Origin of the sequence: Mucilaginibacter pineti, assembly GCF_900101875.1 — a bacterium.
In the GTDB taxonomy this organism is placed as follows: domain Bacteria; phylum Bacteroidota; class Bacteroidia; order Sphingobacteriales; family Sphingobacteriaceae; genus Mucilaginibacter; species Mucilaginibacter pineti.
Genome location: NZ_FNAI01000005.1, coordinates 214,302 through 237,896, shown reverse-complemented (window position 1 = coordinate 237,896; position 23,595 = coordinate 214,302). Strand labels below are relative to the sequence as shown.

At 40.5% G+C, this 23,595-nt stretch carries 21 protein-coding genes; 8 read left to right on the top strand and 13 right to left on the bottom strand.

The genetic code is table 11. The features are described from left to right. Window positions 1-395 precede the first annotated feature (395 nt). The 4 genes from tnpA to BLS59_RS13340 form a co-directional block, all read right to left on the bottom strand. A complete protein-coding gene (gene tnpA / locus BLS59_RS32255) occupies window positions 396-680 on the bottom strand; it encodes an IS200/IS605 family transposase (RefSeq protein ID WP_240315232.1) in 285 nt (94 codons plus the stop codon). A gap of 31 nt (window positions 681-711) precedes the next feature. Further along, a complete protein-coding gene (locus tag BLS59_RS13350) occupies window positions 712-2,979 on the bottom strand; it encodes a glycoside hydrolase family 31 protein (RefSeq protein WP_091149780.1) in 2,268 nt (755 codons plus the stop codon). 301 nt (window positions 2,980-3,280) lie between these two features. After that, window positions 3,281-4,183 (bottom strand): nucleotidyltransferase family protein, encoded by a 903-nt coding sequence (locus BLS59_RS13345; RefSeq protein ID WP_091149779.1) that lies wholly within the window; start codon window positions 4,181-4,183, stop codon window positions 3,281-3,283. An 87-nt stretch (window positions 4,184-4,270) separates the two neighbouring features. Further along, window positions 4,271-5,386 (bottom strand): M42 family metallopeptidase, encoded by a 1,116-nt coding sequence (locus tag BLS59_RS13340; RefSeq protein WP_091149778.1) that lies wholly within the window; start codon window positions 5,384-5,386, stop codon window positions 4,271-4,273. A 268-nt stretch (window positions 5,387-5,654) separates the two neighbouring features. Between BLS59_RS13340 and BLS59_RS13335 the strand changes: the two genes are divergently transcribed. Beyond that, window positions 5,655-6,575 carry a DUF6340 family protein gene (locus tag BLS59_RS13335; protein WP_143014127.1) on the top strand — a complete coding sequence of 307 codons (921 nt, stop codon included), beginning with the start codon at window positions 5,655-5,657 and terminating at the stop codon, window positions 6,573-6,575. 94 nt (window positions 6,576-6,669) lie between these two features. Here BLS59_RS13335 and BLS59_RS13330 read toward each other — a convergent pair whose 3' ends face one another. Both BLS59_RS13330 and BLS59_RS13325 read right to left on the bottom strand, forming a co-directional pair. Further along, entirely contained in the window at window positions 6,670-7,104 is a 435-nt protein-coding gene (locus BLS59_RS13330) for a GNAT family N-acetyltransferase (protein ID WP_091149776.1), read from the bottom strand. A gap of 155 nt (window positions 7,105-7,259) precedes the next feature. Next, complete coding sequence (locus BLS59_RS13325; RefSeq protein WP_091149775.1) at window positions 7,260-8,801, bottom strand: acyl-CoA carboxylase subunit beta; 1,542 nt, start codon at window positions 8,799-8,801, stop codon at window positions 7,260-7,262. A gap of 106 nt (window positions 8,802-8,907) precedes the next feature. On the opposite strand from BLS59_RS13325, the gene BLS59_RS13320 reads away from it, so the two are divergent. From BLS59_RS13320 to can, 5 genes are all read left to right on the top strand, one after another. Then, the gene (locus BLS59_RS13320; protein ID WP_091149774.1) at window positions 8,908-9,240 is read left to right on the top strand and encodes a hypothetical protein; all 333 of its coding nucleotides are present in this window, start codon (window positions 8,908-8,910) and stop codon (window positions 9,238-9,240) included. A 78-nt stretch (window positions 9,241-9,318) separates the two neighbouring features. Beyond that, window positions 9,319-10,923: a SulP family inorganic anion transporter gene (locus BLS59_RS13315; protein WP_091149773.1), complete on the top strand. Its 1,605-nt coding sequence runs from the start codon at window positions 9,319-9,321 to the stop codon at window positions 10,921-10,923. 10 nt (window positions 10,924-10,933) lie between these two features. After that, window positions 10,934-11,656, top strand: a complete 723-nt coding sequence (locus tag BLS59_RS13310; RefSeq protein WP_091149772.1) for a carbonic anhydrase — start codon at window positions 10,934-10,936, stop codon at window positions 11,654-11,656. 280 nt (window positions 11,657-11,936) lie between these two features. Further along, window positions 11,937-12,683 (top strand): YoaK family protein, encoded by a 747-nt coding sequence (locus tag BLS59_RS13305; protein WP_091149771.1) that lies wholly within the window; start codon window positions 11,937-11,939, stop codon window positions 12,681-12,683. A gap of 28 nt (window positions 12,684-12,711) precedes the next feature. After that, window positions 12,712-13,377 carry a carbonate dehydratase gene (gene can, locus BLS59_RS13300; RefSeq protein ID WP_091149770.1) on the top strand — a complete coding sequence of 222 codons (666 nt, stop codon included), beginning with the start codon at window positions 12,712-12,714 and terminating at the stop codon, window positions 13,375-13,377. A gap of 395 nt (window positions 13,378-13,772) precedes the next feature. Here the strand turns inward: can and pruA are convergent, their stop codons facing one another. Further along, window positions 13,773-15,410 (bottom strand): L-glutamate gamma-semialdehyde dehydrogenase, encoded by a 1,638-nt coding sequence (gene pruA, locus BLS59_RS13295; RefSeq protein ID WP_091149769.1) that lies wholly within the window; start codon window positions 15,408-15,410, stop codon window positions 13,773-13,775. A 201-nt stretch (window positions 15,411-15,611) separates the two neighbouring features. Here pruA and BLS59_RS13290 point away from each other — a divergent pair, with 201 nt between their 5' ends. Continuing rightward, on the top strand, window positions 15,612-17,732 hold the full coding sequence (locus tag BLS59_RS13290) for a MarR family transcriptional regulator (RefSeq protein WP_091149768.1): 2,121 nt from the start codon (window positions 15,612-15,614) through the stop codon (window positions 17,730-17,732). A 15-nt stretch (window positions 17,733-17,747) separates the two neighbouring features. Further along, entirely contained in the window at window positions 17,748-18,113 is a 366-nt protein-coding gene (locus tag BLS59_RS13285; RefSeq protein WP_091149767.1) for a glyoxalase superfamily protein, read from the top strand. A gap of 135 nt (window positions 18,114-18,248) precedes the next feature. Here the strand turns inward: BLS59_RS13285 and BLS59_RS13280 are convergent, their stop codons facing one another. From BLS59_RS13280 to BLS59_RS13255, 6 genes are all read right to left on the bottom strand, one after another. Continuing rightward, window positions 18,249-18,776 (bottom strand): hypothetical protein, encoded by a 528-nt coding sequence (locus BLS59_RS13280; protein ID WP_091149766.1) that lies wholly within the window; start codon window positions 18,774-18,776, stop codon window positions 18,249-18,251. 290 nt (window positions 18,777-19,066) lie between these two features. Then, window positions 19,067-19,372: a 30S ribosomal protein S10 gene (gene rpsJ, locus BLS59_RS13275; RefSeq protein WP_022830652.1), complete on the bottom strand. Its 306-nt coding sequence runs from the start codon at window positions 19,370-19,372 to the stop codon at window positions 19,067-19,069. Window positions 19,373-19,504: 132 nt separating this feature from the next. Continuing rightward, complete coding sequence (fusA, locus tag BLS59_RS13270; protein WP_091149765.1) at window positions 19,505-21,616, bottom strand: elongation factor G; 2,112 nt, start codon at window positions 21,614-21,616, stop codon at window positions 19,505-19,507. Between the two features lie 134 nt (window positions 21,617-21,750). Then, the gene (gene rpsG, locus BLS59_RS13265; RefSeq protein ID WP_091149764.1) at window positions 21,751-22,218 is read right to left on the bottom strand and encodes a 30S ribosomal protein S7; all 468 of its coding nucleotides are present in this window, start codon (window positions 22,216-22,218) and stop codon (window positions 21,751-21,753) included. A 19-nt stretch (window positions 22,219-22,237) separates the two neighbouring features. Further along, window positions 22,238-22,660, bottom strand: coding sequence for a 30S ribosomal protein S12 (rpsL, locus tag BLS59_RS13260; protein ID WP_091149763.1), 423 nt, complete (start codon window positions 22,658-22,660; stop codon window positions 22,238-22,240). 175 nt (window positions 22,661-22,835) lie between these two features. Beyond that, the gene (locus BLS59_RS13255; RefSeq protein ID WP_091149762.1) at window positions 22,836-23,555 is read right to left on the bottom strand and encodes a hypothetical protein; all 720 of its coding nucleotides are present in this window, start codon (window positions 23,553-23,555) and stop codon (window positions 22,836-22,838) included. Between the last annotated feature and the right edge of the window lie 40 nt (window positions 23,556-23,595).

The window sequence follows — 23,595 nt, the reverse complement described above, 5'->3', positions numbered from 1 at the left end:
GGTGCCTTGTAGCTATATTAAATAAACCCTTTATCGATTTAAGACACGGAGGGGTATCGTGTTTGAAACCAATTATAAAATCTTCCCGGCTCCGTAAGTAATTATTAAAGAAACTTAAGGGCAAGTAAGTTTAGGACTCCAGAGGAGTATCGTGTTTATAGCCAACCATAAAATCTTCCCTGGCTCCGTAGGTGCCTCCTCTTAATTATGGTGTTTACCTACTCTATAAAACTAAACAAATATTGTTCTTCAAACGGAACTTCGAATTTTGTTAATAGCTTTATGTACTCTTCTTTAAACGATTTTTTTCGGTGATGTATTTCCTGATTTAGTACATATTTTACAACCGCATCAATATGAGAATGAGAATATGAAAATACTCCATAGCCTTCCTGTCAGCTAAACCTGCCCTTTACCCAGTTTTTACTATTGATAAATTCATTGCTTTCAACCTTGATCTCCTTTACAAAATCGGAAATTAAAATATTGGGTTTAAATCCAACAAATATGTGTATGTGATCTGGCATGCAATTAATAGCGAGCATCTTCGCCTTTCTGCTTTGAACTAACGCGGTGATATATTTATGTAACTCCTCTTTATTATTCATTGAAATAAGACTTTGTCTGTCCTTTACAGCAAAAACAAATTGAAGATAGATTTGCGAAAATGTATTAGCCATAACAGTTTATTAAACTAATATAGTGTTTCTCTCAGAATATCACTTCCATTTCGCCATCCTTCAGATCTAATAACACGTTCTTCAATTTAACGCGGTCAAAGCCATGTAACACAAATTTCACTTTGTGAAATCTTGAACTAAAAGTTCCTTCGACCGCAGATAAACTTACTGTCTTTTTAATCGGATTGAACCTAATGGTGCGTTTATAAAATGCGCCGTTTTCATAATCATATGATAGCCCATCATCTTCATAGTAAACAAATTCATTAGCTTCCTTACCGTTCCAAATATGGATCTGAAGGATGCCATCGCCACTGTCGGCCGTACTTTGAGTTACGCTTTGCATAGGGATTATAGCCCCGGCTTTTGCAAACACCGGCAAATCTGTCAATGGCGAAGGTACGTTCACAGTTTTGCCGCCTTTATATTTTTCATTGCTGCTTAACCGGTACCAATTACCTTTTGGCAGATAAACATCGGTTGTAGTTTTAGTGCTTTCAACAGGGGCAACCAACAGGGCATCGCCAAACATAAACTGATTTTGGAAACGGGTGTCGTAAATCAGTTCATCAAAAGGCTTATAAATTGCCAACGTGCGGCTAATGGGCAGGCCGGTAGTATGTGATTGATAAAAGCTGGAATAAATATATGGCAACAGTTTATAACGCTGTTCAATATCTTTTTTGATGATTTGCTCGTTAGCCTTATCCCATTGCCATGGCTCGCGCATTTTGCTGCCTTTTATCGCATGATTACGGAACATAGGAGTATATGTACCCAGCGAGTTCCAGCGCACCATCAACTCCGGCGTAGGGTCGCCGCTAAAGCCGCCGATATCAACCCCTGTGAATGATAAGCCCGTAATGCCTAAACTGTTTACTAAACGCTGGCCTAATAACATATGTTCATCTGTACCGGTATTATCGCCCGTCCATACGGCAGCGTAGCGTTGCGTACCCGAATAGGCGGCACGTGTTAATACAAACGGCCGTTTATTGCCCAGGATTTTGCGTGTGCCATCATAAGTGGCGCGGGCCATTTCCATGCCGTAAGCGTTCCTTACCTCGGGCATGTACTTATCACCAAATTTAACTATCCAGGGCATGTTCTGTCCCCAGGCGGCAGGTTCATTCATGTCATTCCAAAAACCATCCACACCGGCGTCTGTTAAAGCTGTAAAAGCCGCTCCCCACCATTCCCGCACATCTTGTCGGAAAAAATCGGGGAAATGGCAGCGGCCGGGCCAAACATAACCCGTGTAATTTTCTCCGTTGGGATATTTGGCGAAATAATCATTAGCTAAACCCTCATTATATTGCTGATAATCTTCTTCTATTTTTATTCCCGGATCAACAATGGTTACCAGGCGGAACCCCATACTTTTCAACTCATCCATCATCGATTTAGGGTCGGGAAACGTTTTTTTGTTCCAGGTGAAGATCTTGAAACCCTCCATATAGTCGATGTCGCAATACATCACATCTGCGGGAATCTTCTTTTTGCGAAAGGTTTTGGCAATATCCAGCACTTCTTTTGCGCTCATGTAACTCCACCGGCATTGCTGATAGCCAAGGCTCCACAGCGGCGGCATTTCCATGCGACCAGTGAGCCAAGTGTAGTCTTCAATTATTTTGGCTACACCTTGCGCGCCGAAAAAATAATAATTCATATCGCCGCCATCGGCACCAAACCAGCTCATTTGCTCGTCGGTAGTCGCCCCGAAATCGAAGTAACTTTTGTGTGTATTATCGAAAAACAGACCATACGTTAAGCCACTGTGCAGGCCAATAAAGAACGGGAAGGTTTTATACAGGGGATCGCTATACAAGGTATAATCCACCGCATCAGTATTCCAGTTGGTATATACCGTGCCGCGACGGTTGAGATTACCCGTTTTTTCGCCCAGGCCGATAAATTTTTCATCGGCATATAATTTACGGTATGTAATCACACGCTCATTTTGCCAGTTGGTACCAAAACGTTCATCATCTTCACTCAGGGGTTTACTATCGGCGGTATAAAAATTAAATCTTAACGGAGATTTATTGATGCGGAGTTTTAAAGCAGAGGTATTGATCTCGATAGTTGTTGCTGATTCATCGAGTTTGAAATCTGTTAACAGCTGCTGAATCACCGCAAAGGAGGTATCAGCTTCACTATGCTTTTTACTGATGTTAATTCGTATAATGGTTGGACTGTATAGATAAACCCGCGCTTCGGCTTCAGCTGTTTTTATGGTTAGTGTGCCGTTTTGCTGTTTAAACTCGGTAACGCTCCCTAATATTTCTACTTGCATCATGTTTATTGAACACCTGCAATGTTTTTTTAGTTTGGGAAAGAGTGAGATTAAAACATATAGCTATCGTTTAGGAAGCAGAAAGGCATACTGGCGCGGACTTTCAGTCCGTGACTTAGCATTGCGTCGGCTTTCAGCCGGCACATGAATTAAGCTGGAAGCTTAATTCATGCTTTCACACGGGTTATGCTGCGCTAAACCCGCGCGAGTGGTTACGTTTTGATAATAAACATTGGACAAAAGAGTTCTTAACCAAAAAATCCCGCCTAAGCGGGATTTTTAATATTATAATGGGACAATAGAATTAATCCCAAAGATTAGCCGGATAGGTGCCATTGGCAACCAGGTCGGATATTGATTTTTGTACGATTGGTTTATCTTCTTTATAAGTTACGCCAAACCATTTTGAGCCGGTTGGGATAACTTTGAAAGATGCCGTGCCCGCTTTTATCAGTTCATCGGCAACCAAGGGAATAAAAAATTCCGATTTTGGATTGTTCTCGTTAGCATCAACAAAAGTCCTGAACATTTCTTCGCTTTGTTTGAATACTGCCGGTGTAAAGCCCCAGAAGTTCATAGATACGCGGGTATCGCTTGGTAAGTCATGCTCGCCGGTGGTATCTTTATAAGCTACACTGCCGTCTTCTTTAAAGTAAACTTCGGTACGCTCATTGATCTCTACCATGTTACCCTCGTCATTAACTTTACAAACACCACGAGATACCGAACCATAGTCAGACAAGGTTCTGTCTATCTGGTAACCGATCAGTGAGTAAGTATCATCTTTAACTTCGGTAGTTAAAAATTTGGCCATTTTTTCAAATGAATCATAGCCGTAAAAATCATCGGCATTGATAACGCAAAATGGTTCGTTTATCTGGTTACGTGCTGCAAGTACCGCATGGGCAGTTCCCCATGGTTTGGCGCGCTCAATGGTTTTATCTATACCAAAAGGTTTAAGATCAAAGCTTTGAAAAACGTAATCAGTTTCAATGCGGCCTTTAAGCTTGGGCTCAAAAATGGCTTTAAAGTTATCGGCAAATTCTTCGCGGATAATAAAGCTCACTTTACCAAAGCCTGCCTTTATGGCATCGTAAATAGAATAATCAATAATTGTTTCGCCGTTTGGGCCAAAGCCGTCAACTTGTTTCATGCTGCCGTAGCGGCTGGCCATACCTGCGGCCAAGATCAGTAATGTTGGTTTCATAAGGATGTGTATGGGGGTATTTAGTTCAACTAATATTGTGTATTTAGGAATGGTTTGTGTTTGAAAATGTTTTAAAGAAGCGATAAATTATTTAATGTACCTGAAATCCTGACCGGCTTTAATATTCAGCAAAGTTTCATAAATAAGGCGGATCACGTTATCAACGTCCTCTTTGTGGATCATTTCTACGGTAGTATGCATATAACGCAAAGGCAATGATATTAATGCCGATGGTACGCCATCATTTGAATAGGCAAATGCATCAGTATCTGTGCCAGTTGAGCGTGAAGATGCCTGGCGCTGGAAAGGAATCTCCGCTTTTTGCGCGGTTTCAATCAGTACCTTGTTCAGGTTATTTTGCACTGCAGGCGCGTATGATATCACCGGACCACGACCACAAGCCAGATCACCCTGGGTTATCTTGTTAATCATCGGGGTTTGCGTATCATGTGTAACATCTGTTACTATCGCTACGTTTGGTTTTATTTTGTGGGCTATCATTTCGGCGCCGCGCAGGCCAATTTCTTCCTGTACTGCGTTCACAATGTAAAGGCCAAAAGGCAATGTTATATTATTTTCTTTAAGTAAACGTGCTACCTCGGCAATCATGAAACCACCCGCACGGTTATCCAACGCACGACCAACATAATAGCGGTCGTTAAGGATCATAAATTCGTCTTCATAGGTTATAACGCAACCAACATGAATGCCCAGTTTTTCAACCTCATCTTTTGAAGTGCAGCCGCAATCAAGGAAAATATTTTTTATGGTAGGAGCCTCTTCCTTTTCGCCGCCGGTGCGAGTGTGGATAGCGGGCCAGCCAAATACTGCCTTAACTATACCGTTATCGGTATGAATGTTTACTCTTTTTGATGGCGCTATCTGGTGATCAGAACCACCATTTCTAATTACGTATATTAAACCGTCATTGGTAATGTAGTTTACAAACCAGGAGATTTCATCCGCATGTGCTTCAATAACAACTTTATAATCGGCTTTTTGATTGATGATACCAACTGCTGTACCATAATTGTCAACGTAATAATCGTCAATATAAGGCTTCAAATAATCAAGCCATAATTCCTGGCCTTTCCATTCAAAACCGGTAGGCGAGGGGTTGTTTATATATTTCTCAAAAAAAGAAAGGGAAGTTTCGTTTACTACTGAAATATGGGGTGTGGAATCTGATTTTTTTTTAGCCATGTTTGTTTAAGCAACCTTATATTAAGCAATAAGCAAATATAACAAAGCTGAATGGTAAAAGTTTAAAATTCACTGCCATATTTGAAACAAATATGCGTTTTTGTTATTAATTTAATACTATCACTACATTTTTAACGTTTTTTTTACAAAATGTAAAACATATACCCCTTTAATTAAGCAATTGTGATTAACTGTATGTTTTACATTATTTCATTTTAAATTCATTCCTGCTTTTTAATTTTACATCACTAATAATTTGCTTTCTGCCGTGAAACATTATAGTCTTATTTTTCTCTTTTTGGTGGCATGTTTAACATCATGTACTGTTGTTCAATATGTAAATGTGCCGGTAAATTACGGCCCCAAAATATTTTTTCATCCGGATACTACCCATGTTTTGGTAATTAACCGTTACAATGTAGATTCAACGAAGTTCAAAAGCCGGAAGAAGCTGGGCGTATTTAAAGCCGGTGCATACAGCGCGGTTAAATGCGCTGCTACCCAAATAGGCTTTTTAGCGGGAGTGAGGGTAACAAACCTGGTGGATTCCACTAATTTTGTTGCCAATACAGATTCAATTAAGGCGCTTGCCGAAAAATATAAGGCCAAATACATACTAGCACTTGATAAATTCAATGCAGGTATTGCGCTTGAAAATGTGGCGAGTTACGATGGTGGACAAACCGCCTATTACAATACTATTGTGAAAGTTGGCTTTACGCTATACGAAAGCAATGGAATTTACTTTAAAAAACTCGATGGCGCGGCAAATGATCCACAGTCTGATGGGGAATATCCAGGTTTAATGGCTTCGTTATTTGTGCACCCTACTATCGGCGCTAATGGCTTTTCTATCAATAATTCAGCGTGTAATGCTACGTTAGATGCGTTGAAAGACTATCTGCCCTATACGGTAACCAACACAAGACCGCTTTATACTGATGACGACGATCTTAAAAATGCCGCAAACCAGATACTTGCCGGGAAATTTGATTTGGCTTTTAAAATACTGAATCCGCTGATTGATGGTAAAAATCCATCGACCGCCAGCAAAGCTGCCTATAACCTGGCCGTAGTTTACGAAGCGCAAGGCGATTTGGACGAAGCTGAAACCCTGGCCAAACTATCTAACCAAAAACAACAGAACGACTACGCCATAAAGCTTATTGCCGATTTGATAAAGGAGTAGGTTTGAGATGTGCAGATTATGGATGTGCAGATTACAAATTTCAGATGTGCAGATTATTTATTTATCTGCACATCTGAAATTTGCACATTTGAAATCATTTATTGGAGTTCATCTGCACATCTGAAATCGTCTTCTCCAATATTTCATAATCAAAACCATGTTTTGAAAATAGCCGACCGGTGTGCGTAAAGTCTGCTTTAAGATAAAAGCCGATGGCTGATACCCTTGCATTACACCACAATCGTTTGCCGCCGTTTAAAGCGGTAAAATTCGTAATGTAATTAAGCAGTTCCCTACCGATGCCCATGCCCTGCACGCGTTCATCTACAGCAAATTTCCTAAACTGGTAGTCATCGCCACGCGGAAACAATGATACTACGCCCACGATTAAGTTGTCTTTAAAGGCGGCAAAGTGAAGGCCGTTATCATCTTCGTCCATTTTCATTTCAGAAAGTTTCGATTGTGGATATAGCACCTGTTGCCGCAAGTGCCAGGTATGTTCGGGACGAATCTGCTCTATGTAAGTCATAGGTGAAAGGTAAAAGGATAAAGGTAAAAGGTTTTCTTGTTGATGAAAAGAATTAATATCGAACACTGAATGATAAATGTCGAACGCCAAAGTATACCTACACTTCATTATTCGACATTAAAAACCTTTCTTCCTTTCGCCTTTACCCTTTCACCTTACAAAGGGATATTGCCATGTTTTTTCCTCGGGTTGTTTACTACTTTATTTTCCAGCATTTTAAAGGCCTGGATTAGTTTTATACGGGTTTCGGCGGGTTCTATAACCTCGTCTATAAAGCCGCGTTCGGCGGCACGGTAGGGGTTGGCAAATGTATCTGAATATAGTTGCTCCATTTCACGCCATTTGGCTTCCTTGTCGTCGGCCGTGCTTATCTCACGCTTAAAAATGATCTCGGCAGCACCTTTTGCACCCATCACCGCAATCTCTGCCGATGGCCATGCAAAGTTCATATCGGCACCAATATGTTTGGAGTTCATTACATCGTAGGCACCGCCGTAGGCTTTACGGGTAATCACGGTGATGCGTGGTACGGTGGCCTCGCAAAAGGCATATAGCAGTTTTGCACCGTTGGTAATAATGGCGTTCCATTCCTGATCGGTACCGGGCAAAAAGCCGGGAACATCCTCAAATACCAGCAATGGAATATTAAAACTATCGCAAAAACGTACAAACCTTGCCGCTTTGGTGGAGGAGTTAATATCCAGTACACCGGCCAAAAATGCAGGCTGATTGGCTATGATACCAATACTGCGCCCGGCAAGCCTGGCAAAGCCTACAACAATGTTCTCGGCAAAATCTTTATGAACCTCCAAAAACGATCCGCTATCAATCACATGATCTATGATCTCGCGGATATCATAAGGAGTGGAAGCTATCTCGGGCAATAATGTATTCAGTTCCGGGCGAAGTTCGTTTTGTACTTCATAAGGTAATGCAGGGGCTTTATCCTCGCAGTTTTGGGGCATATAGCTTAAAAGCGCTTTTATATTCTGGATGGCTGCTATCTCGTTGGCGCAGGCAAAATGTGTAACGCCCGATTTGGTGGCATGCGTATTAGCCCCACCCAATTCTTCGGATGTTACCACCTCATGTGTTACCGTTTTCACTACGTTGGGACCGGTTACAAACATGTAGGATGTGTTTTCAACCATCAAAATAAAATCGGTAATGGCAGGGGAGTAAACCGCACCGCCCGCGCAGGGGCCCATAATAGCCGAGATTTGCGGTATTACGCCCGATGCCATGGTATTACGATAAAAAATATCGGCATATCCGCCTAATGATACTACGCCCTCTTGGATGCGCGCGCCGCCAGAGTCGTTCAGGCCAATCATAGGTGCCCCATTCCTTATAGCAAGATCCATTACCTTGCAGATCTTTTCGGCATGGGTTTCTGAAAGCGAACCGCCAAAAACGGTGAAATCTTGCGAAAAAACATACACTAACCTGCCATTTATTGTGCCATATCCGGTAACAACGCCATCGCCGGGATATTTTTCTTTCTCCATTCCGAAATCCGTAGACCGGTGGGCAACCAGCATTCCTATTTCCTGGAAAGAGCACTCATCCATCAAAAAATGAAGCCGCTCACGCGCTGTTAATTTCCCTTTTTTATGCTGACTGTCAATACGTACCGTTCCGCCACCTTCAAACGCTTTTTCGCGTTTCTGCCTTAATAATCCGAGCTTTTTATCCACAATTCAGGTTGTTTGTAATCAGATAAAAATAGTAATTAAATTGTAAGAATAGCTTAAAACTGTATTCCCGCATGTTTTGGGTTCAATTTTTGCTATATTTGTTGTAATGAGGATCAGGGATTTTAAAATACTGGTAGTTGGAATGTTTATGACCGTCTTTGGAATAAAGATGGCCATATCTGTTGCACCTATTTTTTTAACCCTTGATAATAAAACAGTAAGTGCTGTGATTTTGCAATTGGAACAAGAAACCAAGGGCGAAAAAGACAACACCGAAAAAGAATCTTTTAAGGAGAAAAAGGCCTTCGATGAATATGATCTGCACAGTGTTGCCTTCATCACATTTGTTGCAGAAACTAACGTATTACACAACCGGGAACATAGCTTACTCATACAGCTTTACCACCCTGTGGTTCCTACTCCACCTCCCAACGTTTAAATGATTAACCGGATATTTCCATATCCGGAGTGTAACGCTTTACAATTCATTTAAATTTTTCAATCAAATTTCATTCTTATGCAAATTAAGCAAGGTGGGTTTGCCGTTGGCGACCTTAACCTAAAAAAATATTTTTTACCCAAAAACTTAAAAAAAGATCTTCCGGCAAGCCTTGTAGTATTCCTGGTAGCCTTACCATTATGCCTGGGTATAGCCCTGGCATCGGGCGCGCCGTTGTTTGCGGGTGTATTAACGGGTATTATCGGCGGTATAGTTGTTGGTTCGTTAAGTGGCTCGCAACTAAGCGTGGCGGGGCCGGCAGCGGGTTTAACCGTAATTGTGTTAAATGGTATAACAAGTCTTGGTAATTATGAAACATTTTTACTGGCACTTGTACTGGCCGGTATTTTTCAGATGTTATTGGGTATGCTTAAAGCGGGTACCATTGCCAATTACTTCCCATCATCGGTAATTGAGGGGATGCTGGCCGCTATCGGTATCATTCTTATCATGAAGCAATTTCCGCACGCGGTTGGTTACGATGCCGATTTTGAGGGAGATGAAGGTTTTAGCCAAACAGATAAGCACAATACTTTTTCGGGGATATTGGGTGCGCTCGCCAAGATCAATTATGGCGCAGTAATTATCGCCCTTGTTTCTTTATCGCTGATGATCTACTGGCCAAAAATAAAAAAGCTGGCCCTGATTCCTGCGCCTTTATTGGTTGTACTAACAGGTATAGGTTTAAGCGCATTATTTGCCGGTACCGATTTTGCATTACTTGATAAGCAGTTTGTAAGGATACCCATAGTTAAAAGCAGCGAGGAGTTTTTCGGACTGTTTAAAACGGCGGACTTTAGCCAAATAAGCAACAAGCAGGTTTGGATAACGGCTATCACCATTGCCATAGTAGCCAGCCTGGAAACATTGTTAAGTTTAGAAGCTGTTGACAAGATAGACCCGATCAAACGGATATCGCCCACTAACCGCGAATTGGCGGCTCAGGGCATCGGCAACATCGTTAGTGGTTTATTAGGCGGCTTGCCTATGACGGCTGTTATTGTACGTTCATCGGCCAACGTTAACGCCGGTGCCCGTACAAAAATGAGTGCTGTTGTACATGGGTTGCTGCTGTTGATATCGTTGCTGTGTATTCCAGTAATTATCAACCTTATTCCGCTATCATGTTTGGCTGCCATATTATTAATGACGGGTTACAAACTTACCCGCATCAGTTTATTTAAACATATGTGGCACCAGGGCCTAAGCCAGTTTATACCATTTGTGGTAACTATAGTAGCGGTAGTTTTAACAGACTTGCTGATAGGTGTTGGTATTGGTATGATGGTAGGAGTGTTTTATATTCTGCGTACCAATTTGCGCAACCCATATTTTTATCAGATTATAAAGAACGGTGATAAAAAGGTGATCAATATAAAACTGGCCGAAGAAGTTTCATTCTTAAACAAGGCCGCCATACAAATAACCTTAACCAGTTTGCCCAAAGAATCTGATGTGGTGATTGATGGTTCAAACTCGCGTTACATTGATCCGGATGTGTTGGAGATCATTCATAACTATAAGCATAATGCCTATACTAAAGGCATAATTGTGCAACTACTAAATGTAAAGGATAAGTACGATGTACCTCCTTTAAAAGAATTAATGTATAACCCTAACTAAAAGAAAAATCATGGCACTAATAGATAATAAAAAGAACGATAAGCCGGTAATTGATACCAACAACTTAAAATTGGCGCAATCTGAAAGCTACAATGCACTTATAAAAGGGAATAATGATTGGGTGAATAATCGCCTGAAAGATGACCCCGACTTTTTTAAGAAACTGTCAAAAGGGCAAAGTCCGCAGGTATTGTGGATTGGCTGTTCAGATAGTCGGGTACCGGCAAACGAGGTTACGGGTACCAAGGCAGGCGAGGTGTTTGTACACCGCAACATTGCCAATGTATGCGTACACTCAGATATGAATATGCTTAGCGTGCTTGACTATGCGGTTAATGTACTAAAAGTAAAGCATGTTATAGTGGCCGGTCATTACGGTTGCGGCGGCGTTGCAGCTGCCATGAGCAACAAGCAATTTGGTCTTATTGACAACTGGCTGCGTCACATTAAAGATGTTTACCGCTTGCACAGCCACGAACTTGACCGCATTACCGACGAAACCCAGCGCCAAAACCGCCTGGTTGAACTTAACGTAAGCGAGCAGGTGTACAACCTTTGCAAAACATCTATCATACAAAATGCCTGGATGGAACGCCACGACCTGGAAGTACACGGCTGGGTGATAGACTTAGGTACCGGCTTGGTAAAAGATATAAAAGTAAGCAGCAGCAGTCCGCATAACTTAGGTTACGTGTATGAGCTTGACGGCATTGAGGCTGTTGCGCAGCACTAAGCTGTATTTTTGAAAAGCTACTCTATTATGCTTAGGGAGGTTTAAGTTTGAGTTGACCCCGGTTCATGAATGTGGCCGGGGTTTTTTATTTGAGAACAAAACTTGTCATCCTGAGCGCAGCGAAGGATCTACTTGCCATTATGTTTATCCTATATGTAATAGTGCATTAGTAAATTTGGGGTTAGAAGCAGCATAACAAATAACAGGTGGTTTACATTATCATGCACTATCCTATAATTTTTATTCTATTTTTATGTGTTGCAAACCAGCAGCTGTAAATATGCTAAGGCAATCAAAAGAAGAACGCACTCTTAAAGGGAATTTATTGCTGGCATCGTCAACCGCCTTTGTATCTGGTGTAACCAACATAGCCGGCATGGTTGCTTTTTTGGCTTTTACATCAAATATTACCGGGCATGTGGCCAACCTGGCCAAGCATATTGTTGAGCAAAATTTCAGGGAGATAATTGTATTTGTGATATGGCTGCTGCTATTTTTTACGGGTGCTTTTGTATCAAATTTTATCATCCGTTCGCTGGAGCACAAAAGCCGCTACCGGGCACATTCCATCCCAATAATTATTGAGATTGTGCTATTGCTTTTTGTAGCCATCTACGGGCATAATTTTTATAAGGAAACAGATCTGGAGCGCGAGATAGTGATAGGAGTGCTCATATTTTCTATGGGTTTGCAGAACAGCCTGGTATCTACCATATCTGGCGGCTTAATTAAGTCAACCCATTTAACAGGTTTGTTTACAGATCTGGGGGGCGATGTGTCTGAGTGGATGCATCCCAAGGTGCAGAAAACGGAGATTATCCGCAATAAGATACTGGTGCGCCTTACTGTACTTTCTTTTTACTTTATCGGCGCAGTTTTGGGCGGATTACTATTTGACCTGTATGATTTTGCTATTTTTTATTTCATTCCATTAATTTTGCTTACCATTTTATATTACGATCTTTCGCCTGTTGCACTGCATAAAATATCCCGGGTATTTTGGGCAGATAAAGGCAAATTAGTTTAAGACATTTAACATTTTACCCAGAGAAATTATGTGCGCTAAAGTAAAACCTATTCATGACACCAGCCATATTACTTACGAGAGTTTGCTGGAAGGTAACAAACAATTTATTGAAGATACGTTAGCAGAAGATCCGCAATATTTTGAAAAACTGGCCAACGGTCAAAAACCGCCCATTCTTTGGATAGGCTGCGCCGATAGCCGTGTGCCTGCCAATCAGATTACCAACACATCGCCGGGAGAGATCTTTGTGCACCGTAACATTGCCAATATGGTTATCCACTCCGATATGAACATGCTGTCGGTACTGGATTATGCGGTAAATGTACTTAAAGTAAAACACGTAATAGTTACCGGCCATTATGGTTGCGGCGGCGTTATAGCCGCAATGAGTAATACCCAATTCGGATTGATAGATAACTGGCTTCGCCACATAAAAGATGTTTATCGCTTACACGCTGAGGAGCTTGATGGCATAAAGGACGATCAGAAACGTACCAACCGCCTGGTAGAACTTAACGTGATGGAAAATGTTTACAACCTATGTAAAACATCGATAGTACAAAACGCCTGGAAAAACGGGCAGGAACTTAGCGTACATGGCTGGGTTTACAGCCTAAGCACCGGCATAATTACCGATATGAACGTAAGTACCCAAAACAACGAGAATATGGATAACGTATTTAAGTTTAAATAAGGATAGAAGAGAATCAAGAAGTAAGAGTCAGGAATTAAGACAAAACTAATTTGTCATCTGAGTTTTAAAATCCGTGGCCTCTGAAGGTTGGAATGACATGGGAAATTATAAGAAAAGGGCCTGTCATGCTGAGCCTGTCGAAGCATAGCGGGCAAGGGCCTCTACGCGCGACCCTTCGACAAACTCAGCATGACAGGCCCTCTACCTAATAATAGGTCATGGGTAGGAACGAAGGATCTAATTATAGACTTTGCATAGCTAAATAATAAATATTTCGCTATCTGTCAGCATAACCGAATTTAGTTGAAAAAGTAAAACGAAAAAGCCGGAAGATGTAAATCTTCCGGCTTTTAAATTATAGTCTTAACTCTTGACTCTTACTTCTTGATTCTATCCTACAATTCCTTAGCCAAAAACGGATACCTGTAATCCTTTGGCGGATCGAAGGTTTCTTTTATGGTGCGCGGAGATACCCAACGCAGCAGGTTTATCATAGATCCGGCTTTATCGTTAGTGCCCGATCCTCTGGCACCGCCGAATGGCTGCTGACCAACTACTGCACCTGTTGGCTTGTCGTTTATGTAAAAGTTACCGGCAGCATTGCGTAAATGCTGGGTAGCTTTTGCAATAGCATACCTGTCCTGAGATATTATAGAGCCCGTAAGTGCGTAGATCGATGTTTTATCTACAATGTCCAGCACTTCGTCAAACTTATCGTCCTCGTATACATAAATGGTTAATACGGGGCCGAAAAGCTCTTCGCACATGGTTACATAGTATGGGTCTTCTACTTTAAGTACAGTAGGCTCCACAAACCAGCCTTTAGTTTTGTCGTAGCTGCCACCGGCAACAATTTCAACACCCTTGTCGGTTTTTGCGGCGTCAATATATTTAGCCAGTTTGTCAAAAGATACTTCGGTAATAACAGCATTAACGAAATTCTCGAAATCCTCAACCGGACCAATTTTAAATGAGGTAATATCGCGCTGCATATTGGCTTTTACCGCAGGCCATAACGACGCCGGGATATATGCTCTTGAAGCCGCAGAACATTTTTGTCCCTGGTATTCAAAAGCGCCGCGAACAAGGGCAGTACTTACCACATCTGCATCGGCACTTGGGTGGGCCAGCACAAAATCCTTACCGCCCGTTTCGCCAACGATGCGTGGGTAAGTTTTGTATTTGTGAATATTGGTACCTATTGTTTGCCAGATGTTCTGAAATACTTTGGTTGATCCTGTAAAGTGGATACCTGCAAAATCGGGATGGTTAAAAATCACCTCACCTGCAACAGGGCCATCAACATAAATAAGGTTGATAACACCATCGGGTACGCCGGCTTCTTTAAATATCTTCATGATAACGTTGGCGGCGAAGATCTGCGTATATGCAGGTTTCCAAACCACAACGTTACCCATCATAGCGGCCGAAGCTGGTAAATTACCGGCAATGGCAGTAAAGTTAAAAGGGGTTAATGCAAACACAAAACCCTCAAGCGGGCGCTGCTCCAGGCGGTTCCAAACACCTTTTCCGGATACAGGGGGCTGTTGCTTGTAGATCTCGGTCATGTATTCCACGTTAAAACGCAGAAAATCGATCAGCTCGCAGGCAGCATCAATTTCGGCCTGGTATGCGTTTTTCGATTGACCAAGCATAGTGGCAGCGTTAATGGTAGCGCGGTACGGACCGGCTATCAGATCGGCAGCTTTTAAAAATATGGCAGCGCGTTGTTCCCATGGCAGGTTTTCCCAATCGGCTTTTGCTGCAAGGGCTGCGTTAATAGCAGCTGTAACATGACTGGCATCGCCTTCACTAAAAGTAGCCAGTAAATGTTTATGATCATGCGGCGGACGAATTTCCAGCTTATTGCCGGTGCGTACTTCCTTGCCGTCAATGTACATGGGTATATCAATTTGCCGGGCGCGAGCCTCATCTAAAGCGGCTTTAAGCGCTACACGTTCCAAACTGCGCGGGCCGTAATTTAAAACCGGCTCGTTTTGCGGTGCAGGAACATTAAAAAATCCTTTAAGCATACATGGGTTATTTATGTTGCCGTAAAGATAGGAATTTTGCCGGGGATGATGGGTGAGGGGAGTGTCAAAATCTTGATGGGGAGATGGGCTTATTTGCTTTTTATTGTTTAATATTATTTATTTGTTTTACTTTGATACTCTAATAATATCGTATTTAATCTTTCCATTATTATTTAATTATTTTATCCTTAAATTTTTTATATGTACACACCTGAAGACAAAGAAAACTTTTTCAACGCGGTAGAGTCTTTGAAAAAATATAGAAGAGCCGATCTGGTCGATGAGAAAGGTAAGAATTTACTTGAGGTGCTATATACTGATCTTTTACCTAACGATCACATCTTAAAGAAAAGTCTTAAAGATAATACAACATATTTAGTGGGAAGAAAAGGTACTGGAAAATCCACTATTTTTTTACGAATTGAACAAGAGCTTAGAAAAAACGATAATTACTTGCCATGTTACATAGATGTAAAAACTGTATATGAGTCAGCACAGACAGAATATATTAATTTGGACTACCTTTCTGAATATCTTGATTATAAAAGCTTGCAAAAATATTTAATTGAAAGAAGTTTTTTACAAAGTGTATTATCAAGATTGATTGTGGAAATTAATATTAGAAGTAACTCTTTTTTCCAAAAAGTATTGGGAGTATTAGGAGAAACAAAGGCCCAAAAAGTAAAAGCACAGCTCGAGGCATTAAAAAATAAAATTGAAGATAATGAATTGTTGAAGGAAATTGAAATACCTATTATTAAGAGTATCGCACTCAAAAGGAAGAATCTTACTGAAAATACTCAAGAAAGTCAAAAGCAAACAGGTGGAGATTTTAAAGTCGGCGTTTCAGAAAAGGGAGTAAATAGTACATTAGGCTTTACTGATAGTGAAGCTAACAAAGATGCGAAACGAAGTTTGCTGGAGCAAGAATCGAGTTTTTCTTCAGTTTTTATGCAAGTTTTTCAAATAAAATCTTTTATCCAAGATGTGAAAGAAATTTTAAGCGAATTAAAAGTTAAGCATGTAGTAGTACTATTGGATGATTTTTCTGAAATTGAAGATAAAGCTATAGAAACATTCGTCGATGTCCTGTTGGCACCATTAAATAATTGGTCTGAAGAATTTATTAAGTTTAAGATAGCGGCTTACCCTAATAGAATCCATTATGGAAAAATTGATCCAGGAAAGATTGATGTTATAAATTTGGACTTTTATAATCTTTATTCCGAATTTGACAGAAATAAAATGGAGGAAGGGGCCATAGATTTTACAAAACGACTACTTGAAAAGAGGATTCGGCATTTTACTGGAAAAGAAACCAGCGATTTTTTTGATACATCAAAAATTAGCATAGAAGAATATTACGAAACTATCTTTCAGACCTCGATGAATGTCCCGCGTATAATAGGTTATATTCTATCTTATTGTTATCAGAGTAAAATAATATATGACAAAAAAATCTTAAAATCTGATATAGAATCCGCTGCTCAAAGATATTATGAAGATAAAATTGAACCATTTTTTCATAAAACCACTTTCTCTTTATTAGCTATAAATGAAAAAATAAATATTCTTCAATTACGTGATTTGTTAAATAAGTTTGTCGAAAAACTAACGGAAATTAAACGCCGCATATCCAATGCAGAATATTCGGGAGAGTCATATATAATCTCTTTGCCATATTCAAGTCACTTTCATTTTGTTCCTGAGTTTGAGAAGTTTATTACAACATTAGAATTGAATTATTTTATAAGCAAATACACCGAAATGAGTGACAAGGATGGACAACTCGTTTCAATTTACTGTATAAACTACGGTTTGGCTGTAAAAAACAACTTATTTTGGGGAAAGCCCAAAGGTTCTAAGTATAGAAAATACTTCAATCAAAGACCTTTTAACTTTAGTCCGGCAATAAAAGACTTTTTGGCATCTGCCAAAAACATTCATTGTATAAATTTAGATTGTAATCAGACTTTTACTCAGGATCAAATTCCATTGCTTGAATTTACAAACTATCAATGCAATAAATGTGGCAGCCAAGTAATAACAGAGGCGTTGGCAGACGAGATTCAAATTGAACTAAGGTTAATTGAGGCAAAGGATTTATTACCCTCTGCCGATATTAGTATTATAATGGAGTTGGCCAGTCAAAATAGACCGTTAATAGCAAGGGAGATTGCAGAAGAACTGGATTTGTCTTCCCAATCAATCGGACAAAAGAATAAAATGTTGGATTTAAAGAAAGGCTTAATTAAAAGGAATAAATATACAAATCCCTATTCTTATGAATTAACAGATTTAGCAAAGAATCTCTATAAATAAATACATCGTTCTTTCATGTGCACCACCATACCCCTCCTCCGCATTTTTGATTACGATAAAGCCATGGAGTTTTATATCAACTGGCTTGGCTTTAAAATTGACTGGGAAAATAAACCCGACGGTGTACCGGTTTATATGCAGATATCGCTGCGTGATATTGTCCTTCACCTGTCCGAACATCATGGCGATGCCAGTCCGGGCAGCCACGCCCGTATCGACGGATTTAGGGGGTTAAGGAGTTATCATGCCGATTTAAATGCCGCGCAATACAAATACAACCGCCCTGGTTTAGAAGTGCCCGAATGGAATACAGCGTCGATTGAAATGACGGTTTATGATCCTTTTGGCAATCGGGTTACTTTTGTTGAAGTACCGGCGTAAATTAGCTTTTTATGGTTATAGGCATGGTATATTGCGTTCTTTTTAATTTGCCATTTTGCAAACCAGGTTGCCATTTAGGTGATTTTTTAAAGGCCGCTAAAGTTTCATTGTCTATAACGGCGTTTACTCCTCTCGTTATTTTATATCAGAAAGGCTGCCGTCTTTTTCGATAACAAAAGTTACAAGTACTCTTTTACCTATAAAATCGGGATGACTTTGTAGGTTGTCGGTTATAAACTTTTGAAACTTTTCGTTTCCTCCTATAAATTGAGGGTCGATGTCTGATACCGTGCCGAATACCTTGTCGCTGCTTGTTGTGTCGTTGCTTATTTCTACTTTTGATTTATCAGCCGGTATCGATGTAGCTTGCGCCATTGCAGCCTGATGTAAACCCGCGAAACCTAAAGCAACCATAGTCGCTGAGAACCATTTTTTCATTTTCGGTTGTTTGGGCGCTGAGGTCATCCTGTCGGCATCATACATACCGCAAAGACCTTTACTGCTTTTTAAAAAAGCATTGCGGATCTGTTGCTCGTCCATTCCTCTGAAATCATGTACCATTTTATGGCAGCCATCACAATACCAGCCTCCATTGCAGGGCTTTAGTTCGTCAAAAGCTTTTGGACACCTGAAGTTTAAGCGGATATTTTGGTAAGGTTGCATAATTAAAGTTGCAAATATTATTTATTAAAAAGGAAAATATATTTGGTGATCGTAAGCAGTTTTAGAAAATCGGTTATTACTATCTTCACCTTTTTGCGTCATTGCGAGGAACGAAGCAATCTCACAAGAAAAGTGGCGAACCTTGCAGACGGGATTGCCACGCTACGCTCGCAATGACATAGTTAGATAAGATAGCAGGGAATAAAATATACATAAACAAAAAAACACCATCCGAAACCGGATGGTGTTTTTTTATGTTTTCGCACACCTTTCAGTGGGCCGGGCATCTATCAAACTTTGATTTCAACTTCAACACCGCTTGGCAATTCAAGCTTCATCAGGGCATCTACAGTTTTTGAATTAGAGCTGTAAATGTCTAATAAGCGCTTGTATGAGCATAATTGAAATTGCTCACGTGCCTTTTTGTTTACGTGTGGTGAGCGTAAAACGGTGAAAATTTTCTTTTCGGTTGGTAACGGAAGTGGTCCGCTAACTACAGCGCCTGTTGGCTTTACTGTTTTTACGATCTTCTCGGCAGATTTATCTACCAAGTTGTAATCGTAAGATTTTAATTTGATCCTGATTCTTTGGCTCATGTTAATTTGTTTTTTAGCCACCCTAAGAGCTATTTATTAGGGAAGCTGATTGTTTATTGTTATTCGAAAATTTGGCAATTTGACGATCATTTTCAAATCTTCAAATTGCCTTATCTTCAAATTGATTTATTCTTAGTTGTTACCTGCAGCTCTTTTACCTTTTGCTTTGGCTACTACTTCTTCCTGTACGTTACGAGGTGCTTCTGCGTAGTGATCAAACTCCATTGTTGAAGTTGCACGGCCAGAAGTAATGGTACGTAACTGTGTTACATAACCAAACATCTCAGAAAGTGGTACAGTAGCTTTAATAACCTGCGCACCTGCACGTGAATCCATACCTAACAGCTGGCCACGACGACGGTTCATGTCACCGATTACATCACCCATGTTTTCTTCTGGGGTAAGGATCTCGATTTTCATGATCGGCTCAAGTAATACTGGTTTACATTTTGGCAATGCCTCACGGTAAGCCATTTTTGCAGCTAACTCAAAAGATAACGCATCTGAATCGACAGCGTGGAATGAACCGTCAATTAAACGAACTTTTAAGCTTGTTAACGGATAACCCGCTAATACACCATTGTCCATTGACGCCCTGAAGCCTTTTTCAACAGATGGAATAAACTCACGAGGGATAGAACCACCGCTAATTTCATTCACAAACTGTAAGCCTTCTTTACCTTCGTCATTTGGTGAAAGTATAACCTGTATATCGGCAAATTTACCACGACCACCGGTTTGTTTCTTATAAGTTTCACGGTGTTGTATAGTACCAGTGATAGACTCTTTGTAAGCTACTTGTGGCGCACCCTGGTTAACCTCTACTTTAAACTCACGTTTTAAGCGGTCCATGATGATATCAAGGTGAAGCTCGCCCATACCTGAAATTACAGTCTGGCCGGTTTCTTCGTCTGATTTTACGTGGAATGTAGGATCTTCTTCAGATAGTTTACCTAAAGCAATACCTAATTTATCTACGTCGGCCTGAGTTTTAGGCTCAATAGCTAAACCGATAACCGGCTCAGGAAAATTCATCGATTCAAGAATGATCGGGTGTTTCTCATCGCAAAGGGTATCACCTGTTTTAATATCCTTAAAGCCTACTACCGCAGCAATATCACCTGCACCTACATTAGGGATAGGGTTTTGCTTGTTAGCGTGCATCTGGAAGATACGGGAAATACGCTCTTTGTTATCTGAACGCATGTTATGTACATATGAACCAGCCTCTAAGTTACCAGAGTATACGCGGATAAAGCACAAACGACCTACGAAAGGATCGGTAGCAATTTTAAACGCTAATGCTGCAAATGGTTCTTTTTCAGATGGTTTACGCAAGATTTCTTCGCCAGTATCTGGGTTGGTACCAATGATGCCTTCAACATCCATAGGTGAAGGAAGTAATTCCATCACGTAATCAAGCATGGTTTGTACACCTTTGTTTTTGAAAGATGAACCGCAAACCATAGGAACAATTTTAGCATCTAAAACAGCCTTACGTAAAGCATCAAGTACTTCGCGCTCGGTGATTGTTTCAGGGGCGTCAAAAAATTTCTCCATCAGGCTTTCGTCATACTCAGCTACTGATTCCAATAATTTTTCTCTCCATTCGGTTGCTTCCTCGATCATATCCTCCGGGATAGGCACTTCAGTAAAGGTCATACCTTTATCATGCTCATTCCAAACAATACCTCTCCAGTTAATTAAGTCAACAACACCTGTAAACTTATCTTCGGCACCAATTGGTAACTGAAGAGGTACAGCGTTGCTGCCTAACATACTTTTTACTTGTTTTACAACATTTAAAAAGTCGGCACCAGAACGGTCCATTTTATTAACGAAACCTATACGGGCAACGTTATAGTTGTTGGCAAGCCTCCAGTTAGTTTCAGATTGTGGCTCAACACCATCAACCGCGCTAAAAAGGAATACTAAACCATCAAGTACACGTAATGAACGGTTTACCTCAACGGTAAAATCCACGTGACCCGGGGTATCAATAATGTTTATATGGTATTTTTGGCCTCTGTAATTCCAATCAACAGTTGTAGCTGCAGAAGTAATGGTAATACCGCGTTCCTGCTCTTGTGCCATCCAGTCCATTGTTGCAGCACCTTCGTGCACTTCACCAATTTTGTGGCTTACGCCCGAGTAATAAAGGATACGTTCGGTAGTTGTAGTTTTACCGGCATCAATGTGAGCGGCAATACCTATATTTCTTGTAAATCTTAGATCTCTTGACATTTTTGTTTTTTTTTGGATTTAACCGATTTAAAATGATTTCACCGGCTTATTTTGATTGTGCAATCATAACAAACCGGTGTAATCTTAATATATATTCGGTGTAATCCTTTCTATATCGGTGTAATCCTTTTTAATTAGAAACGGAAGTGTGAGAACGCTTTGTTGGCTTCAGCCATTTTGTGCGTGTCTTCTTTCTTTTTCACTGCTGCACCTTCACCTTTAGCTGCTGAGATGATTTCACCAGCTAATTTTTCCATCATGGTTTTTTCACCACGACGACGGGCATAGCTGATTAACCATTTCATACCCAAAGCAATTTTACGCTCCGGACGAACTTCGGTTGGCACCTGGAAGTTTGCACCACCTACACGGCGGCTTTTTACTTCAACAGCTGGCATTACATTGTTTAAAGCCTTTTTCCAGGTTTCTAAACCGCTTTCGCTGGTTTTCTTTTCAACAATATCAACTGCGTTATAAAATATAGCGTATGCGGTAGATTTTTTACCATCATACATCATGTTATTTACGAACCTTGTTACCATGGTATCATTGAACCGTGGATCAGGAAGGATAATTCTCTTTTTTGGTTTTGACTTTCTCATTGCTTTCTATCCTCCTTAATTATTTCTTTTTCTTAGCTGGTGCGCCTTTAGCCGGTGCAGCTGCCTGACCTGGTTTAGGGCGTTTTGTTCCGTATTTACTACGACGTTGGTTACGGCCGGCAACACCTGATGTATCTAACGCACCACGGATGATGTGGTAACGTACACCTGGTAAATCCTTAACACGACCACCGCGGATCAAAACAATAGAGTGCTCCTGTAAGTTGTGACCTTCACCCGGGATGTAAGCATTTACTTCTTTACCGTTGGTTAAGCGCACACGGGCAACTTTACGCATTGCTGAGTTTGGTTTTTTAGGGGTAGTGGTATACACGCGTGTGCATACTCCTCTTCGCTGTGGACAGCTGTCCAACGCTGGCGACTTACTCTTGTCAACCAGAGCTACTCTACCTTTTCTAACTAATTGCTGAATAGTAGGCATTTTTCCTTTTTTGTATTTACTGTTTTATCCTTATTTTAAGGACTGCAAAGGTAGGTACTATTTTTTGATTTTCAAGGGGTTGAGAAGAAAAAGTTTTGTAATAGGCTGATGGCGTGCGGGGAGCGGGGTGGGAGAGTTGGGTTTAGGTGAGAAATTATCGATACCAATGTCAGTATTAAACTATTGGTGGTGGCGGTAACATTTGTACAGTAATATTACCGGGACCGCTACCATAGTACATTTCGCCACGGAAAAACTGAACATGGTTAAAATCAAAGTAACCGTTAAATAGCGCGTTGTGTAATTTATCACTAAGGTTTGGCGTGTGCAGGTCTTTTACGTGACACATACTAACCCTTACCGGAACGAGTTTATAACCGGTAAATTTCTTTTCGATCTCGGTTTGTACATAAATAAAGTCATTCTCAAACTCTTCAAAAGGGGATTCTGTAATCACATTAATAGCCGGGTAGGCTCGTTTAAATCCATCACCCCGCTCTTTTATAGCGGTTTCATCAACACCACATATACTAAAAAAGGGAGCGATTAAGCTAACTGAAAAAATGATCTTTTTTGTCCTAAATAATGCGTTATCCTCATAACTTTCCAGAATCAACTCTCCACTAAACGCTACGTCTGTTAGAAGACTGTTATTGTATATCTTTTTTTTGGATCCACTTCTTAGCTTTTTTAAAAAATCAATCCATGGTTTATTGAATTTTTTATTTTGAGCCGCATTTTCCGATATAATAGCCATGATCTTTTTAATGCCGGGATGCTCTTTATATTCGGGAGTATCATTTATTACCCCAATAGGGTAATGCTCTTTAATAGTTTCACCTATCTCTGCGTATAATTTATTATGGGTATTATCTAAAGGAAAGTAACGAATCATAAAGAAAATGGTTGCCGTTTGTATTCAGTCACAAGATACT

Excerpts from the sequence above, each read along its gene's own strand:
- BLS59_RS13280 (WP_091149766.1), bottom strand. The coding sequence starts at position 18,776 with ATGCAACCTTACCAAAATATCCGCTTAAACTTCAGGTGTCCAAAAGCT.
- tnpA (WP_240315232.1), bottom strand. The coding sequence starts at position 680 with ATGGCTAATACATTTTCGCAAATCTATCTTCAATTTGTTTTTGCTGTA.
- fusA (WP_091149765.1), bottom strand. The coding sequence starts at position 21,616 with ATGTCAAGAGATCTAAGATTTACAAGAAATATAGGTATTGCCGCTCAC.
- BLS59_RS13290 (WP_091149768.1), top strand. The coding sequence starts at position 15,612 with ATGTACACACCTGAAGACAAAGAAAACTTTTTCAACGCGGTAGAGTCT.
- BLS59_RS13345 (WP_091149779.1), bottom strand. The coding sequence starts at position 4,183 with ATGAAACCAACATTACTGATCTTGGCCGCAGGTATGGCCAGCCGCTAC.
- BLS59_RS13305 (WP_091149771.1), top strand. The coding sequence starts at position 11,937 with ATGCTAAGGCAATCAAAAGAAGAACGCACTCTTAAAGGGAATTTATTG.
- rpsG (WP_091149764.1), bottom strand. The coding sequence starts at position 22,218 with ATGAGAAAGTCAAAACCAAAAAAGAGAATTATCCTTCCTGATCCACGG.
- rpsJ (WP_022830652.1), bottom strand. The coding sequence starts at position 19,372 with ATGAGCCAAAGAATCAGGATCAAATTAAAATCTTACGATTACAACTTG.
- BLS59_RS13350 (WP_091149780.1), bottom strand. The coding sequence starts at position 2,979 with ATGATGCAAGTAGAAATATTAGGGAGCGTTACCGAGTTTAAACAGCAA.
- BLS59_RS13340 (WP_091149778.1), bottom strand. The coding sequence starts at position 5,386 with ATGGCTAAAAAAAAATCAGATTCCACACCCCATATTTCAGTAGTAAAC.
- BLS59_RS13255 (WP_091149762.1), bottom strand. The coding sequence starts at position 23,555 with ATGATTCGTTACTTTCCTTTAGATAATACCCATAATAAATTATACGCA.
- BLS59_RS13315 (WP_091149773.1), top strand. The coding sequence starts at position 9,319 with ATGCAAATTAAGCAAGGTGGGTTTGCCGTTGGCGACCTTAACCTAAAA.
- BLS59_RS13285 (WP_091149767.1), top strand. The coding sequence starts at position 17,748 with ATGTGCACCACCATACCCCTCCTCCGCATTTTTGATTACGATAAAGCC.
- can (WP_091149770.1), top strand. The coding sequence starts at position 12,712 with ATGTGCGCTAAAGTAAAACCTATTCATGACACCAGCCATATTACTTAC.
- pruA (WP_091149769.1), bottom strand. The coding sequence starts at position 15,410 with ATGCTTAAAGGATTTTTTAATGTTCCTGCACCGCAAAACGAGCCGGTT.
- BLS59_RS13330 (WP_091149776.1), bottom strand. The coding sequence starts at position 7,104 with ATGACTTACATAGAGCAGATTCGTCCCGAACATACCTGGCACTTGCGG.
- BLS59_RS13320 (WP_091149774.1), top strand. The coding sequence starts at position 8,908 with ATGAGGATCAGGGATTTTAAAATACTGGTAGTTGGAATGTTTATGACC.
- BLS59_RS13310 (WP_091149772.1), top strand. The coding sequence starts at position 10,934 with ATGGCACTAATAGATAATAAAAAGAACGATAAGCCGGTAATTGATACC.
- rpsL (WP_091149763.1), bottom strand. The coding sequence starts at position 22,660 with ATGCCTACTATTCAGCAATTAGTTAGAAAAGGTAGAGTAGCTCTGGTT.